Genomic DNA, 14125 nt, shown 5'->3' with positions numbered 1-14125 from the left:
TTCACAATGAACGAACATTCATATTTTATAGACTGAAGCCTTTTTTACTTCAGCATTTTCTCATAAGGCTCGCATTATGTCCGATCAACAAACAGATACACAAACTTCCTCAAATAATAAATCTCAACAACGTAAAAAAGGGCTTTCCATTTTTATTCTTTTGCTTCTTCTGATTGCAATCGGTTCTGCGGCTTATTGGTTTTTCTTTATTAAAGGCTTTGAAGAAACTGAAGATGCCTATGTGAGCGGCAATCAGGTGATGGTATCAGCGCAGGTAGCGGGGAATATTTCGAAAATTAATGTCGATAATATGGATCCCGTACAGGCAGGCGATGTGTTATTAGAGTTAGATGACACCAATACCAAATTGAGCTTCGAGCAAGCTAAAAGCAATTTAGCCAATGCCGTTCGCCAAATTTCTCAACTGAATTACACCGTAAAACAATTGAAATCTGCTGTTCGAGCGAATGAAATTACCCTTGCTCAAGCACAAGGAAATTTAAACCGTCGAGTTCAATTGGTGAAAGATGGCGCAATAGATAAAGAATCTTTCCAACACGCCAAAGAAGCGGTTGAACTGGCGAAAGCAAACTTAACGACCTCACAAAACCAACTTGAAGCGAATCAAGCCTTATTGTTAGACGGCCCTTTAAGTGAACAACCACAAATTCAAAGTGCGGTCAGTAATTTGAAACAAGCTTGGCTAAATTTAGAACGCACAAAAATCCGCAGTCCAATTAAAGGTTATGTGGCTCGCCGCAATGCGCAAGTAGGACAGGCGGTGTCTGTTGGTGGCGCATTAATGGCAGTGGTCACTACCGATCAAATGTGGTTAGACGCCAACTTCAAAGAAACACAATTAACCCATATGCGAATTGGTCAGCCAGTTGAAATTCATTTCGACCTTTATGGAAAAGATAAAACCTTTAATGGAAAAGTGGTGGGAATCGAAATGGGTACGGGAAGCGCATTCTCATTATTGCCTACTCAAAATGCGACAGGCAACTGGATCAAAGTGGTGCAACGTGTGCCTGTACGAATTCAATTAGATCCGCAACAGCTTGCTGAAAACCCATTACGCATTGGGCTTTCTGCTACCGTAAAAGTAAACGTAACCGATAGCCAAGGCGAAACCTTGCGTGACCAAGCGCCCGCCACAACGCTATATTCCACCAATGTGCTGCAATATGATGAAAGTGTGGTCAATAATTTGATCGAATCTATTATTCGTGACAATAGCTATTAGGTTATGTTATGCCGCAATCTCATTTCAAACCACTGAAAGGCGGTGCGCTAGCGATGCTCACATTGGTGCTTTCGTTAGCCACTTTTATGCTCGTGTTAGACTCTACCATCGCCAACGTAGCCATTCCAACCATTGCTGGTGATTTAGGTGCCTCGTCCAGCCAAGGTACATGGGTCATCACTTCGTTCGGTGTGGCAAATGCTATTTCAATTCCGATCACAGGCTGGCTGGCAAAACGTTTTGGTGAAGTGCGGTTATTTTTAGTCTCAACATTATTGTTCGTACTGGCTTCTTGGCTTTGTGGCATTTCACACAGTTTAGAAATGTTGATCGTTTTTCGTGTCCTTCAAGGTGCTGTTGCTGGCCCAATCATCCCTCTTTCTCAAAGTTTATTATTAAATAACTACCCTCCTGAAAAACGCGGAATGGCATTGGCTTTTTGGTCAATGACAATCGTGGTCGCCCCGATTTGCGGTCCAATCTTAGGCGGTTGGATCAGTGATAATATTCATTGGGGTTGGATTTTCTTTATTAATGTTCCGATTGGGCTAGCCGTTGTCTTAATCAGTTGGAAACTTTTAGAAGGCCGAGAAAGCAGAATTTCTCATCAACCAGTTAATACTGTTGGGCTGATTTTGTTAGCACTAGGTGTAGGTGCATTGCAATTAATGCTGGATCAAGGCCGCGAGCTAGATTGGTTTAATTCTACTGAAATTGTGGTACTTACTATTATCGCAGCGGTAGGTTTAATCGCCTTAATCATTTGGGAACTGACTGACGACAATCCGGTTGTGGATGTCTCCTTATTTAAATCCCGAAATTTCACCGTAGGTTGTGTTTCAACCAGCCTTGCTTTCTTGGTATATTCAGGGACGGTCGTGCTTATCCCGCTTCTGCTCCAACAGGTTTACAACTATACAGCAACATGGGCGGGACTTGCGGCAGCTCCAGTAGGATTATTACCGATTCTACTTGCACCGATTATAGGGAAATTCGGCAATAAAATTGATATGCGGATTTTAATCACCATCAGTTTTATGGTTTATGCGCTGACCTTTTATTGGCGAGCTGTGACCTTTGAACCTGAAATGACCTTTATGGATGTGGCATTACCGCAATTTGTGCAAGGCTTAGCCGTTGCTTGTTTCTTTATGCCGCTGACAACCATTACGCTTTCTGGTTTACCGCCCGAAAAAATGGCTTCGGCATCGAGCTTATTTAATTTTCTCCGAACTCTTGCCGGCTCAATAGGCACATCACTTACTACTTTTATTTGGTATAACCGCGAAGCCGTGCATCACACGCAACTCACGGAAGTCATTAATCCATACAATCCGATTTCCCAACAATTCTTCCAAACTATGGGGAGTTTTGGTTTAAGTGAAGAACAAACGGCATCATATATTGCCAGACAAATCACTGCTCAAGGCTTTATTATTGGTGCTAACGAGATCTTCTTAGTCTCCGCGATAACGTTTATTTCCTTGGTTGTTCTCATTTGGTTTGCTAAACCACCTTTCAGCAGCAAGCATTAAATTAACTTTTAATTGAATTGGAGGTAAAAAAATGGCTAAATTTTGGATCGGTGTCGTATCAAAAGAACATGTTCTAAGAGGAGTTGAAGGCGGCTTCTGTCAAGTCTGCCACGGGAAAAAAGGACCACTTAACCGAATGAAAAAAGGAGACTACCTTTTATACTACAGTCCCAAGTATCAGTTAAATAGTCAAGAAAAGCTGCAAGCCTTTACAGCAGTAGGAAAGATCATCGATGACACCGCCTACCAAGTAGAAATGTTTGAAGGATTTTTTCCTTTCAGACGAGATGTCAGCTACTATCAACCTATCAGAGACTGTCTTATTGAACAGGTTAGACTACACCCTGAATGGCATCAATATGCCTCTCAACTCCGATACGGACATTTCAAAATTTCGAAAGACTTCTTTCTTTATGTTTTTGAACAAATGAAGCTTGACAATCCTGTAGAAACATAGGGCATCTCGATGCACAGAAAAATGGTTAGAAGCGGTGAAACAAGTTACGCCATACATCATTTGAAAATAACAGAAAACACCATCTGAAAAACTCTTTATTATTCCTCAATATACGAACAATAAAGCCCATTTTTAGGAATATATTTTATAAGTTCCCCATAAAATAAACGCACTTTTAGTAATTTTAAAAGCACGGCTAACTTTATTCATGCTTTACGTAAAACGTCATCTCTTCTAGAGATTTATTTGCTGTTTCAGGAATGAAGTATTTCACCATAAAGAACGAACCAATACAGCAAACTCCATAGAATAAGTAGGTTGGAGCTAGCCCTAAATATTTTAGCATTGGCGGAAAAATCCAAGTGACAATCACGTTACCGATCCAGTTTGCACAAGTTGCAATTCCTAATCCAGTAGTACGAATTCTATTTGGGAAGATCTCACCTAGAATAACCCATAATGCGGGTCCCCATGTACAACAGAAGAAAATATAGAAAATATGAGCACTAATTAATGCACTCCATGAAAGCACTGGTGATAAGACAAGTGTTTCGGAAGACTGATCGGCACTCATAAAAATAAATCCCGTAATCCAAAGGGAAACCCCCATACCAATAGAACCAATTAATAATAATTTGCGACGACCTAGTTTATCAATATAAAGCATCCCTACAATCGTCATTAACACGCCAATAATAGTTGTGCCAATTGGAACTGCAAAAGATAAACCTTGTGAAAAACCCACCGCACTCCAAAGTGAAGAGGCATAATACAGAATAATATTAATGCCAGTGAACTGTGCAACAAAAGCAAGACTGATCGCCAACCAAACGACTGGTACAAATAAGGTTTTGCTTGATAAAACATTTTTTATCGAAACAACGTCATTCGGATTGCCCAAACTAATTTTAATTTGTTCTAATTTTAAATCAGGATTTGCCTCGTTAGTGTATTTCACTAATACATTTCTTGCTTCATCAAGTCTATTTTTACTGACTAAATAACGTGGTGATTCTGGCAGTTTAAGTGCCATAATACCATATAGCACCGCAGGAAATACCTCAACTAATAACATCCAACGCCATGCAAGTAAGCCGCCCCATAAAGGTGCATTAGGGGAATTATCGATATTCGCTAACACATAATTTGAAATAAAAGAAACGAGCAGACCAATTGCGATAGCTAATTGTTGCAGGCTACCCAAACGTCCACGTAAGTGGGCAGGAGAGACCTCTGCAATGTATGCAGGAGCAATAACCGCTGCAATCCCTACACCCAATCCTCCAACTAAACGCCAAAAGGAAAAATCCCATAGGTTAAAAGCGAATGCAGAACCTATCGCTGAAAGAGAAAATAATACAGAAGCAATAAGCATCACTTTCACTCGACCCAACTTAATTGCTGCAATCCCGGCATACCATGCACCAATTGCAGAACCAATCAATACGGATGCAACTGCGAAACCTAATTCACCTGCCGTTAAGCCAAAGCCGAATTCAGGGCTTTTGATTGACTCAACAGTACCACTGATCACCGCTGTGTCAAAACCAAACAAAAAGCCTCCTAATGCGGCAATAACAGAAATATAAATAACTGCACTTTTCATCTTAAACTCCTTGTTGTCCCAACCATTCAAAAATGGAATTTTGTCCTGATGTTAATTGGTTGTCGTAAAGAGGTAAAAAGACACAATGTGGATCGATAACTTTTCCCTCTATGACAACCTTTCCATAAAGCGTAAACATTGCTTGTGTAGATTTTTCATTGTAGATTTGTTCAAGAAAATTAAGGCTATTTTCAATCGGTACGACTTCATCTAAGGCACTATGAATAAGCCATATTTTTTTATTCTTTAAACGATGTAATTTTTCTAGAGAAGGAAGTTTCGCAGGGCAAGCAATTAGAGCTGCAGCAAATAAATCGGGTGCATCAGAAAAAAGCCGTAATCCTTGGTATCCTCCCATTGAACCGCCAACAATATAAACACGTTTGGGATCAATATCTTGATGCCTAATCAAAGCATCTTGGATTAAAGCTAATAAATCAGCGGTGTAATCTCGTTCACCATAATAATATTGACCATTTAATAGAAATTTATCTACCCAAAAACTAGGACATTGAGGAGCAAGAATATAAGGATAATCCAGCATATCTTGGTGTAATTGGTTTACGAAAGTCACCGCCATTTTATCGGCGAGAATATTGCTCTGATTATTTCCCCCCTCACCTGCACCGTGCAAACAAATAATTAATGGATGTAATTGAAAAGAAGCCTTAGGTTGGTAGAAACTACAAGTGAGATCTTGATAAGTAAAATGAGTGAAACCTTGGATATCAAGGCAAAGAATCGGCAAAATATGACATTGCGATACTGAAATATGAAGCGATTGATCAAATTCAATTTTTAGCTGTAATTCCGACCGCACTTGAGTAAATCGTTCAACATCAAAATGTAGTAATTTTGTGGTAAGACAATGTACATCTGGTTGAATAAACAATGTAAAATTATTCGAATCATTTTTATGGCAGGCATTAAAGTCTAGTTTTACCCATCGATGTTGAGTATTTAAACTCTTCACCCAAACTGAGACTTGCGAAATTGAGAGAACTGAAATTGCCCGATGAAAAGACAATTCAATACGCGTAAGCTGTGCGCCTAATACATTTACATTTGCAATAGGCTGACATTGACAACTAAATGGGTGAGAACATTCCATATTATCCCCCTTCGTTTATATGCTTAGGATAATAGCAATCTGTTCATTAACCTTCAATAATCGAATTAAAAACTAACCGCACTTTGATGATATTCAAAAGTGCGGTTAGTTTTTCTAGCCTTTTGCCAAGATATCTTTTAAAAATCTCGCAGTATGTGAACCTTTGACTTTGGCCACGTCTTCCGGTGTGCCTGTCGCGATGATTTGACCACCGCCACTGCCCCCTTCTGGACCAAGATCCACAATCCAGTCTGCGGTTTTGATCACATCTAAATTGTGTTCGATCACCACGATAGTATTGCCTTGATCGCGCAAGCGGTGTAACACTTCGAGAAGTTGTTTAATATCAGCAAAATGCAAGCCGGTTGTCGGTTCATCCAAAATATAAAGGGTTTTACCAGTATCGCGTTTTGAAAGCTCTGTCGCTAACTTAACGCGTTGCGCCTCACCACCTGAAAGTGTGGTAGAAGACTGACCTAAACGAATATAAGACAAGCCCACATCCATTAGGGTTTGCAATTTACGTGCAATCATTGGGATCGCATCAAAAAACTCGCGGGCTTCTTCCACCGTCATATCTAATACTTGGTGAATAGTTTTGCCTTTGTATCGGATTTCCAAGGTTTCACGGTTATAGCGTTTACCTTTACATTGATCACAAGGTACATACACATCCGGCAAGAAGTGCATTTCAACTTTCAGCACACCATCACCTTGGCACGCTTCACAACGACCACCACGCACGTTAAAGCTAAAACGTCCTGGGTTATAACCACGCGCACGTGCTTCTGGCACGCCCGCAAATAATTCACGAATTGGCGTGAATAAGCCTGTGTAAGTCGCTGGGTTAGAACGCGGTGTACGGCCTATTGGGCTTTGGTTAATATCGATCACTTTATCGAAATATTCTAAGCCTTCAATGGATTTATAAGGCGCAAAATCCGTTTTCTCCGCACGATTTAAAGCATTTTGAGCCAGTGGGAATAAGGTATCATTAATTAACGTTGATTTGCCTGAACCAGATACCCCCGTGATACAAGTAAATAATCCCACTGGAATTTCTAAATTCACGCCTTTCAGATTATTCCCTGTCGCGCCTTTTAATTTTAAAAGTTTGCTTTTATCAAGTACGGTTCGTTTTTTCGGAATTTCGATTTTTTCTTCACCCGATAAGAACTTACCTGTAATCGAATTTGGGTTTGCCATAATCTCTTTGGCTGTGCCTTGTGCGATCACTTGGCCACCATGCACACCCGCGCCAGGACCAATATCAATAATATGATCGGCTTCTCGAATGGCATCCTCATCATGTTCAACCACAATTACCGTGTTACCTAAATTACGCAAATGAATCAGCGTATTTAACAAACGTTCATTATCGCGTTGATGCAAACCGATAGAAGGCTCATCCAATACATACATGACGCCAACTAAGCCTGCACCAATCTGACTCGCAAGACGGATACGTTGCGCTTCACCACCCGAAAGGGTTTCGGCAGAACGAGAAAGGGAAAGATAATTCAAACCCACATTCACTAAGAATTCTAACCGTTCTCTGATCTCTTTCAGGATTTTTTCTGCAATTTGTGCTTTTTGCCCCGTTAAGGTGAGTCCTTGGAAAAACTCAAGGCTTTCACCAATGCTTTTCTCTGAAATTTGTGGCAAGTTAATATTACCGATATACACGTTACGAGCTTCTGGACGAAGACGCGAGCCACCACAATCTGCACAAGGGCGGTTGCTGATATTTTTCGCCAATTCTTCGCGCACAGACATAGATTCCGTTTCTTTGTAACGGCGCGCCATATTATTCAAAATCCCTTCAAAAGGATGTTTGCGGATCACTACATCGCCACGGTCGTTCATGTATTGGAATTCGATTTCTTCCTTGCCTGAACCGTGCATCACAATATCTTTAATTTTTTGTGGCAAATCTTCGTATGGCGTTTCAATATCAAATTTATAATGTTTCGCCAACGAGGTAAGCATTTGATAGTAATAGAAATTGCGACGATCCCAACCTTTCACCGCACCGCCCGCGAGAGAAATGCTTTCATTTTGCACCACACGGCTTTCATCAAAGAACTGCTGAACACCTAAACCATCACAAGTTGGACACGCCCCTGCCGGGTTATTAAATGAGAATAAGCGAGGCTCTAATTCTGGTACAGAATAGCCACAATGCGGACAAGCAAAGTTTGCTGAGAAAACCAACTCTTCAGCTTTAGGATCATCCATATCTACCACAACCGCTGTACCACCAGAAAGCTCCAAAGCCGTTTCAAAAGATTCCGCCAAACGTGTGGCTAAATCTGACCGCACTTTAAAGCGATCCACCACCACTTCAATGGTATGTTTTTTCTGTAAAGCAAGTTCAGGCGGATCAGATAAATCACAGATTTCACCATCAACTCTTGCGCGAATATAACCTTGTGCAGCCAAGCTATCTAACAGCTTAACATGCTCACCTTTACGGTTTTTCACCACAGGCGCAAGCAACATCATTTTGCTTTCTTCAGGCAAGCTTAGGACTTTATCCACCATTTGGCTGATGGTTTGTGCCGTTAATGGCACATCATGATCTGGACAACGCGGCTCCCCTACGCGAGCAAACAGCAAACGCAGGTAATCGTAAATTTCGGTGATCGTGCCCACGGTTGAACGCGGGTTATGAGACGTAGATTTTTGTTCAATAGAAATCGCCGGTGACAAGCCCTCAATCGAATCCACATCTGGTTTTTCCATCAAAGAAAGGAATTGACGCGCATAAGCTGAGAGCGATTCTACATAACGGCGCTGCCCTTCCGCATAAAGCGTATCAAATGCTAAAGAAGATTTGCCCGAACCGGACAAGCCTGTAATCACAATTAATTTATCGCGCGGAATGGTTAAATTGATGTTTTTGAGGTTGTGGGTTCTAGCCCCACGAATGTCGATAGTATCCATAAAAAAAGCGATTGTCTTAAGAAAATAAATTCAAAAATTGCGACCATTATCGCATATTTCAATATCTGTGCAAATATCCAGTTAATTTTTATGGATCTTTTGTTTCTTTTAAGGCAAAATAACCAAAATTTTTCACCTTATTTCTAAAATATAGAGGATTCTATGGCAGGTATTAATAAAGTAATCATCGTGGGTAACTTAGGTAACGATCCTGAAATCCGCACAATGCCAAATGGCGAAGCGGTAGCGAATATCAGCGTGGCAACAAGTGAAAGCTGGACAGATAAAAACACGGGTGAACGCCGTGAAGTGACCGAATGGCACCGTATCGTGTTATATCGTCGTTTAGCGGAGATTGCGGGTCAATACTTACGCAAAGGTTCACAAGTTTATGTTGAAGGTCGTTTAAAAACCCGCAAATGGCAAGATAACAATGGCCAAGATCGTTACACCACTGAAATCCAAGGTGATAACTTACAAATGTTAGGTGGTCGCAATCAAGAGATGGGCGGTTATGCACCTGCACAATCAGCACCACAACCAAGCTATCAATCTCGTCCAGCTCAATCTGCGCCAGCACCACAAGCTGAGCCGCCAATGGATGCGTTTGATGACAACATTCCATTCTAAATTGTATTGATACAAGATTATTACATAAGAAAAATCCCCTAAATTCTGAATCTAGGGGATCTTTGCTTTAAATAATATGTTGTTTATTTCAAACCTTTTTTAACCAAATCTTCATAACCGCCATGGTTGATTACATTGGTATAGCCTGCATTTTTCAACTCAGTGAGTGCGGCTTCGGCACGACGACCGCTACGGCAGTAAAGATTGATCGGTGCATCTTTATCTGAACCAAGCGCTTTAACACCTTCAATGATTTTATCATGTGGAATATTCACCGCATCTTGTAAATGGCCAGCATTAAATTCTTCGGCAGAACGTACATCAATCCAAACACCTTTTGCTTTTTCTGGTTGTACCATACTTTGTTTGGCTTGCGGGGTAACATCTGCATGAGCAACAAAAGAGGTGGTAATGGCAACCGCTGAAATTGCTGCTGCTAGTAATTTTTTCATCATTCAATCTCCATTAAATAGAAATAATATATTTACCTAAATAAATTTAGGGGTTATGTAAAACTAATAGTCATCATACGCCTAAATATAAAGATAATAAACTGTAAATGAAGTAAATTTTAAGTAAAATTTTCGTAAAATTTAACCGAACTTTGTAATATTTACCTTATTTAACACATCAATCTCTCTAAACCTCATTATTCATTATTTCTGATTAGTAAAAGATGTTGTTCATAAAGTAGTATTTTTCACACAAAGATTTAACCGTACAATCTACTCCATCAAATATTGAGGAGAAAATAATGAAAAAAATGCCTGTATTGTTTGTTGGACATGGTAGCCCGATGAACGTATTAGATAAAGAAAACCCGTTCAACCAGAATTTCAGCCTAATCACACAAAACGTTCCAAAACCAAAAGCCATTTTGATGATTTCCGCACATTGGTATAGCAGCCGTTTGCAGGTAACCTCTGGTGAACACCCTGAAATGATTTACGATTTCTACGGTTTTCCTGATGAGCTCAGTCAAGTGCAATATCCCGCACCCGGTTCACCTGAACTAGCGGAGCAAGTGCGGTCATTATTACAGCCGGAAAATGTCGAGCTAAACCCAACACGTGGTTTTGATCATGGTGCTTGGGCGGTATTGAAATATCTGTATCCCGATGCTGATATTCCCGTGGTGCAACTGAGCCTTAACCGTTTGCAATCGGCAGAGTGGCATTTCAACTTGGCGAAAAAATTATTTGCTTTGCGAGAACAAGGCGTGCTGATTATTGGCAGTGGCAACATTGTGCATAATCTAAGAGCGATAAGTTGGGAGCATATCGACCAAATCGGCGCGGGTTATGACTGGGCGTTTGCTTTCCGTGAAACGGTCAATCAGGCGATTGCGATACAAGATGATGAAACTTTGGTGCATTATGAACAGTTAGGCGAAAAAGCCGAGCTTTCTGTGCCAACACCAGATCATTATTTGCCGTTGCTGTACATCATGGCATTACGAGAACCGCAAGATGATATTACGTTTTTCAATGATAATTTGATTGCAGGATCTCTCAGCATGACGTCGGTTTTAGTGGGATAACATATTTGCAAAAAACATTTGGAAAACTGACCGCACTTTAAAAGAAAAAGGCCATCTGAAATCTAACATTCAGATGGCCTTTTTAATTGATTTAATTATTTCTTCGCAGGATCAACTTCGCTCACTGCTTTCTGAGATTTTTCATCCATTTCCACTTTAATATTATGGTCCACCACCACATTCATATTAATGGTGATGCCTTCCTTTGGTGTATCCAATTGAATGGTCGGCGTGCAAGCTGTAAGCGTGAACATTGCCACCCAAATAAAAAAGTGCGGTTGAAATTTAAAGTGTTTTATCATTTATCTTTGTCTAATTGTTTATAAAGTTTATATTGCAGATTTTGTTCAAATTGCGAGCCATAGTCAATCATATTCCACAATTCAAACATATTTTCTTGGTGCGTATAATTTAACGTTATCGGATTATTAGTTCGCTTGGTTGGATTAAATCCACTAATGCTCGCACGCAACGTCATTTGTCCTTTCGGATCGAGCGTCACAGTCGCATGGGAGTTCTTCAACTCCATTTCTTTTAATAAATCCACCAAAATATTCTCTGTCCAACCGCCTTTTTTCAGCCCTTTTATCATTTCATCGGTTAATTTGATGGATACATTTCCAACTTGTTCCAATGTGCCATTACAAATCAAACATTCCTTATGTCCGAACCAAAATGGCAGGGTCGCATTAGCACGGCCAGTTAAGGTTACTTGATTATATTGTGCCAAAGCTAACACTTGGGCTAAATCGATATTGGTAAAAGAAAGTGTCGCCATTTTACTTTGTGGGAAAGTGAGCTGAGATATCGTCAATTCACCATCAAATAAGGACACCTTAACATTTTTTAAGATAAGTGGATTTTTCATGGTATTCGGGTAACGACCAAATAAATCTAATTCCCCATTTGCGACAGAAAGCGCTCCATAGCGAATATTTTTAGTCGAAACATGAATTGGGTTGCCCGAAGCCACTTGTAATGCCTCGTTTTCATAATTCATTGGGAAACGAATATTCAAGCCATACACTTCACCATCTGGCATGGTGATTTTGCCGCCTTTCAGATTCAGCTCTCCGCCCATTTTCACGCCATTGGTATTAATCACGAATTTGCTCTGTCCTTTGATGCTCCCTTCATGAATTAACCAGTTCCATTTTTGTGGGAAGAGTGATTGGAATACTTTTGCGGATTGTTCTTTCCAACTAATTTCACCTGAAAGTACACTATTCTGATATACACCCAAAACATCTAAAGGTCCAAGCGAGCCCGCCTTTAAATCACCTGCAAAATTGAAGTTACTGATACTCTTACCATCAATGCCTAAGCCAAAAACAGGCGAAACAAAACGACCGCCATAAGCCAGTTCAATCCAATCAGTTTTCGCTTGTAACAAGCCTCGAATATGTTCTTCTTCATAATCCCAGCGGAGTCGATCTTTAAGTTCCAATGAAAGTGGCGCCATTTTTACCTCTTTCATTTTGACTTCTTTGGAATGAGCAGAAAGTTGATTTAATTCAATATGATCGGCTTCCCAAAATCCTTTACCTTCCATTTTGACTGGCGTATTTAAGGATTTCCAGTTTGCACTGCCATTGATAATCCAATCCCAACGGTTTGTCGCTTGTTTTTCCACCGACTGCAACTTATGTTCTTCATCTCGGAAGTCAAACACGGTTTTAATACCCGCAATAAACTCGTGGGCGTTTCCGTCTAATTTTAAATTGAGATTTTCAAACTGCGGGGTTGTGCCATTTAACGTTGCCTGCAAACGCCCTTCTAAGCCATAACGACCGATAATAATGTCATCTAACGGTAAACGAACATGTAATTTGGTGCCCTCTTGTTCGTTATCCATTTTAAAGACCGACCCCGGATAAAAATACACCACGGGATGCGTAAAAATTCCGCCAAAATGATAGGTTAAATTGGTAAAAGCCACCGTCGAGTTATAACGCAAATCCCCGCGTGTTTTCAGCTCAAAATCTAATTCGTTATTGTCATCGCCACCACCGATTTCACCGTTCTTTCCTGAAATCACGATCTCCCCTTTGCCCATTTCGCCAAAGGTTTGCAAGATCACGTTCATATCAATGCTTAACGGCAATAAGCCTTCTGCCGCACGGTGAATAGATAACCCAAGGAAACCTTTAATAGGTTGATAGCTGTCGAAGGTCCAATAAAATTTCCCCCATGAAATATCCAAACCGTCTTTGGTGAAGACGAAAGGCACATCCAACAACGGCGAATTTGCCGTTAAATCTTGGACATTTAACTGACCATCCGCACCTTGCCACGACACTTTTGCCTCGCCTTTGGTTACAGCAAGTTCTGGGTTATTCCAATTGAATAAAACATTTCCTTGTTGAGGAAGTTGAGAAAGATCAGGCTCAAAATTCGCAGTAAAATGAAGATTATAGGTTTTATCGCCTGATTGCTTGATATCAGTATTACCCGTCCATTGAAAGATTCCATCTCGTGGCGTAATAGTGGATTGGTGATGTAGCTCAAGCCCGTCATTATTCGCTTGGACTTCAAGTGCTAATTGGTTACCGTTATAGTTGGCATCTAACGCCCAATCAGCTGATAAAAAAGGCTGTAAAGCGGCTTGTCTTAGTGCGTCGGTATTTGTTAATTGAACGTGTTTAACTTTAACATCAGAAATAGGCAATGCCGCCCAAAGTGCGGTCAAATTTGGTGGTGTGTTTTCAGCGTTATCGCTTGGTAAATGAGTTAAACAATCATAATTCAAGCTAGCCTTTTCAATATCAAGACTATGCGTATTCCACCAAGTGAGTTGCGCATCATTGAGGTTTACGAGGGTACATTGGTCTGTTTTCACTTTTAGCTCTGGCAGCGTTAAACCTGTTGCTTCCCATTGCCAATCATCGGCTAATTCAATGTGATAATGCGGTGCTAAAAAATGATTTGCAAGTTGTTCCACACGTTTCGGGGTCGCAAAAACGCGTAATAAGCCAACGCTTACTACGATCAAGAGCAACAAAATAATCAAAGCCCACAGGCAACGCTTTCGCATAGATTCCCCAATTACGCGAT

The 14125-nt window shown here is 40.5% G+C and carries 11 protein-coding genes; 5 read left to right on the top strand and 6 right to left on the bottom strand.

Annotated features, from left to right (window positions below; translation table 11 throughout):
• Positions 1–76: 76 nt before the first annotated feature.
• From HMPREF3263_RS02325 to HMPREF3263_RS02315, 3 genes are read left to right on the top strand one after another with little or no spacing between them, the layout of a single operon-like run.
• Positions 77–1246, top strand: a complete 1170-nt coding sequence (locus tag HMPREF3263_RS02325) for an EmrA/EmrK family multidrug efflux transporter periplasmic adaptor subunit (protein ID WP_070852909.1) — start codon at positions 77–79, stop codon at positions 1244–1246.
• Between the two features lie 8 nt (positions 1247–1254).
• The gene (locus HMPREF3263_RS02320) at positions 1255–2781 is read left to right on the top strand and encodes a DHA2 family efflux MFS transporter permease subunit (protein ID WP_005698868.1); all 1527 of its coding nucleotides are present in this window, start codon (positions 1255–1257) and stop codon (positions 2779–2781) included.
• Positions 2782–2812: 31 nt separating this feature from the next.
• The gene (locus HMPREF3263_RS02315) at positions 2813–3238 is read left to right on the top strand and encodes an EVE domain-containing protein (RefSeq protein WP_070852908.1); all 426 of its coding nucleotides are present in this window, start codon (positions 2813–2815) and stop codon (positions 3236–3238) included.
• Between the two features lie 202 nt (positions 3239–3440).
• Here HMPREF3263_RS02315 and HMPREF3263_RS02310 read toward each other — a convergent pair whose 3' ends face one another.
• From HMPREF3263_RS02310 to uvrA, 3 genes are all read right to left on the bottom strand, one after another.
• Entirely contained in the window at positions 3441–4844 is a 1404-nt protein-coding gene (locus tag HMPREF3263_RS02310; protein WP_070852907.1) for a sugar porter family MFS transporter, read from the bottom strand.
• A 1-nt stretch (position 4845) separates the two neighbouring features.
• A complete protein-coding gene (locus HMPREF3263_RS02305; RefSeq protein ID WP_070852906.1) occupies positions 4846–5955 on the bottom strand; it encodes a carboxylesterase family protein in 1110 nt (369 codons plus the stop codon).
• Positions 5956–6069: 114 nt separating this feature from the next.
• Positions 6070–8901, bottom strand: a complete 2832-nt coding sequence (gene uvrA, locus HMPREF3263_RS02300) for an excinuclease ABC subunit UvrA (RefSeq protein ID WP_070852905.1) — start codon at positions 8899–8901, stop codon at positions 6070–6072.
• 162 nt (positions 8902–9063) lie between these two features.
• Here uvrA and HMPREF3263_RS02295 point away from each other — a divergent pair, with 162 nt between their 5' ends.
• Positions 9064–9531, top strand: a complete 468-nt coding sequence (locus tag HMPREF3263_RS02295) for a single-stranded DNA-binding protein (protein ID WP_005698907.1) — start codon at positions 9064–9066, stop codon at positions 9529–9531.
• 83 nt (positions 9532–9614) lie between these two features.
• Here HMPREF3263_RS02295 and HMPREF3263_RS02290 read toward each other — a convergent pair whose 3' ends face one another.
• Positions 9615–9983 (bottom strand): rhodanese-like domain-containing protein, encoded by a 369-nt coding sequence (locus tag HMPREF3263_RS02290; RefSeq protein WP_032827390.1) that lies wholly within the window; start codon positions 9981–9983, stop codon positions 9615–9617.
• Between the two features lie 302 nt (positions 9984–10285).
• Between HMPREF3263_RS02290 and ygiD the strand changes: the two genes are divergently transcribed.
• The gene (gene ygiD / locus HMPREF3263_RS02285) at positions 10286–11071 is read left to right on the top strand and encodes a 4,5-DOPA-extradiol-dioxygenase (protein WP_049376041.1); all 786 of its coding nucleotides are present in this window, start codon (positions 10286–10288) and stop codon (positions 11069–11071) included.
• Positions 11072–11166: 95 nt separating this feature from the next.
• Here the strand turns inward: ygiD and HMPREF3263_RS02280 are convergent, their stop codons facing one another.
• Positions 11167–11373, bottom strand: a complete 207-nt coding sequence (locus tag HMPREF3263_RS02280) for a YnbE family lipoprotein (RefSeq protein ID WP_049376040.1) — start codon at positions 11371–11373, stop codon at positions 11167–11169.
• Complete coding sequence (locus HMPREF3263_RS02275; RefSeq protein ID WP_049376039.1) at positions 11370–14105, bottom strand: YdbH family protein; 2736 nt, start codon at positions 14103–14105, stop codon at positions 11370–11372. The genes HMPREF3263_RS02280 and HMPREF3263_RS02275 overlap by 4 nt, the downstream gene beginning before the upstream one ends.
• Between the last annotated feature and the right edge of the window lie 20 nt (positions 14106–14125).

Origin of the sequence: Haemophilus sp. HMSC61B11 (genome assembly GCF_001838615.1) — a bacterium.
Lineage (GTDB): Bacteria > Pseudomonadota > Gammaproteobacteria > Enterobacterales > Pasteurellaceae > Haemophilus_D > Haemophilus_D parainfluenzae_AD.
The sequence above is the reverse complement of the archived record's forward strand: the minus strand, read 5'-3'. Positions and strand labels throughout refer to the sequence as shown.

What these genes read in the sequence shown, in the direction of transcription:
- HMPREF3263_RS02325 (WP_070852909.1), top strand. Translation starts at nt 77, where the DNA reads ATGTCCGATCAACAAACAGATACACAAACTTCCTCAAATAATAAATCT.
- HMPREF3263_RS02320 (WP_005698868.1), top strand. Translation starts at nt 1,255, where the DNA reads ATGCCGCAATCTCATTTCAAACCACTGAAAGGCGGTGCGCTAGCGATG.
- HMPREF3263_RS02315 (WP_070852908.1), top strand. Translation starts at nt 2,813, where the DNA reads ATGGCTAAATTTTGGATCGGTGTCGTATCAAAAGAACATGTTCTAAGA.
- HMPREF3263_RS02310 (WP_070852907.1), bottom strand. Translation starts at nt 4,844, where the DNA reads ATGAAAAGTGCAGTTATTTATATTTCTGTTATTGCCGCATTAGGAGGC.
- HMPREF3263_RS02305 (WP_070852906.1), bottom strand. Translation starts at nt 5,955, where the DNA reads ATGGAATGTTCTCACCCATTTAGTTGTCAATGTCAGCCTATTGCAAAT.
- uvrA (WP_070852905.1), bottom strand. Translation starts at nt 8,901, where the DNA reads ATGGATACTATCGACATTCGTGGGGCTAGAACCCACAACCTCAAAAAC.
- HMPREF3263_RS02295 (WP_005698907.1), top strand. Translation starts at nt 9,064, where the DNA reads ATGGCAGGTATTAATAAAGTAATCATCGTGGGTAACTTAGGTAACGAT.
- HMPREF3263_RS02290 (WP_032827390.1), bottom strand. Translation starts at nt 9,983, where the DNA reads ATGAAAAAATTACTAGCAGCAGCAATTTCAGCGGTTGCCATTACCACC.
- ygiD (WP_049376041.1), top strand. Translation starts at nt 10,286, where the DNA reads ATGAAAAAAATGCCTGTATTGTTTGTTGGACATGGTAGCCCGATGAAC.
- HMPREF3263_RS02280 (WP_049376040.1), bottom strand. Translation starts at nt 11,373, where the DNA reads ATGATAAAACACTTTAAATTTCAACCGCACTTTTTTATTTGGGTGGCA.
- HMPREF3263_RS02275 (WP_049376039.1), bottom strand. Translation starts at nt 14,105, where the DNA reads ATGCGAAAGCGTTGCCTGTGGGCTTTGATTATTTTGTTGCTCTTGATC.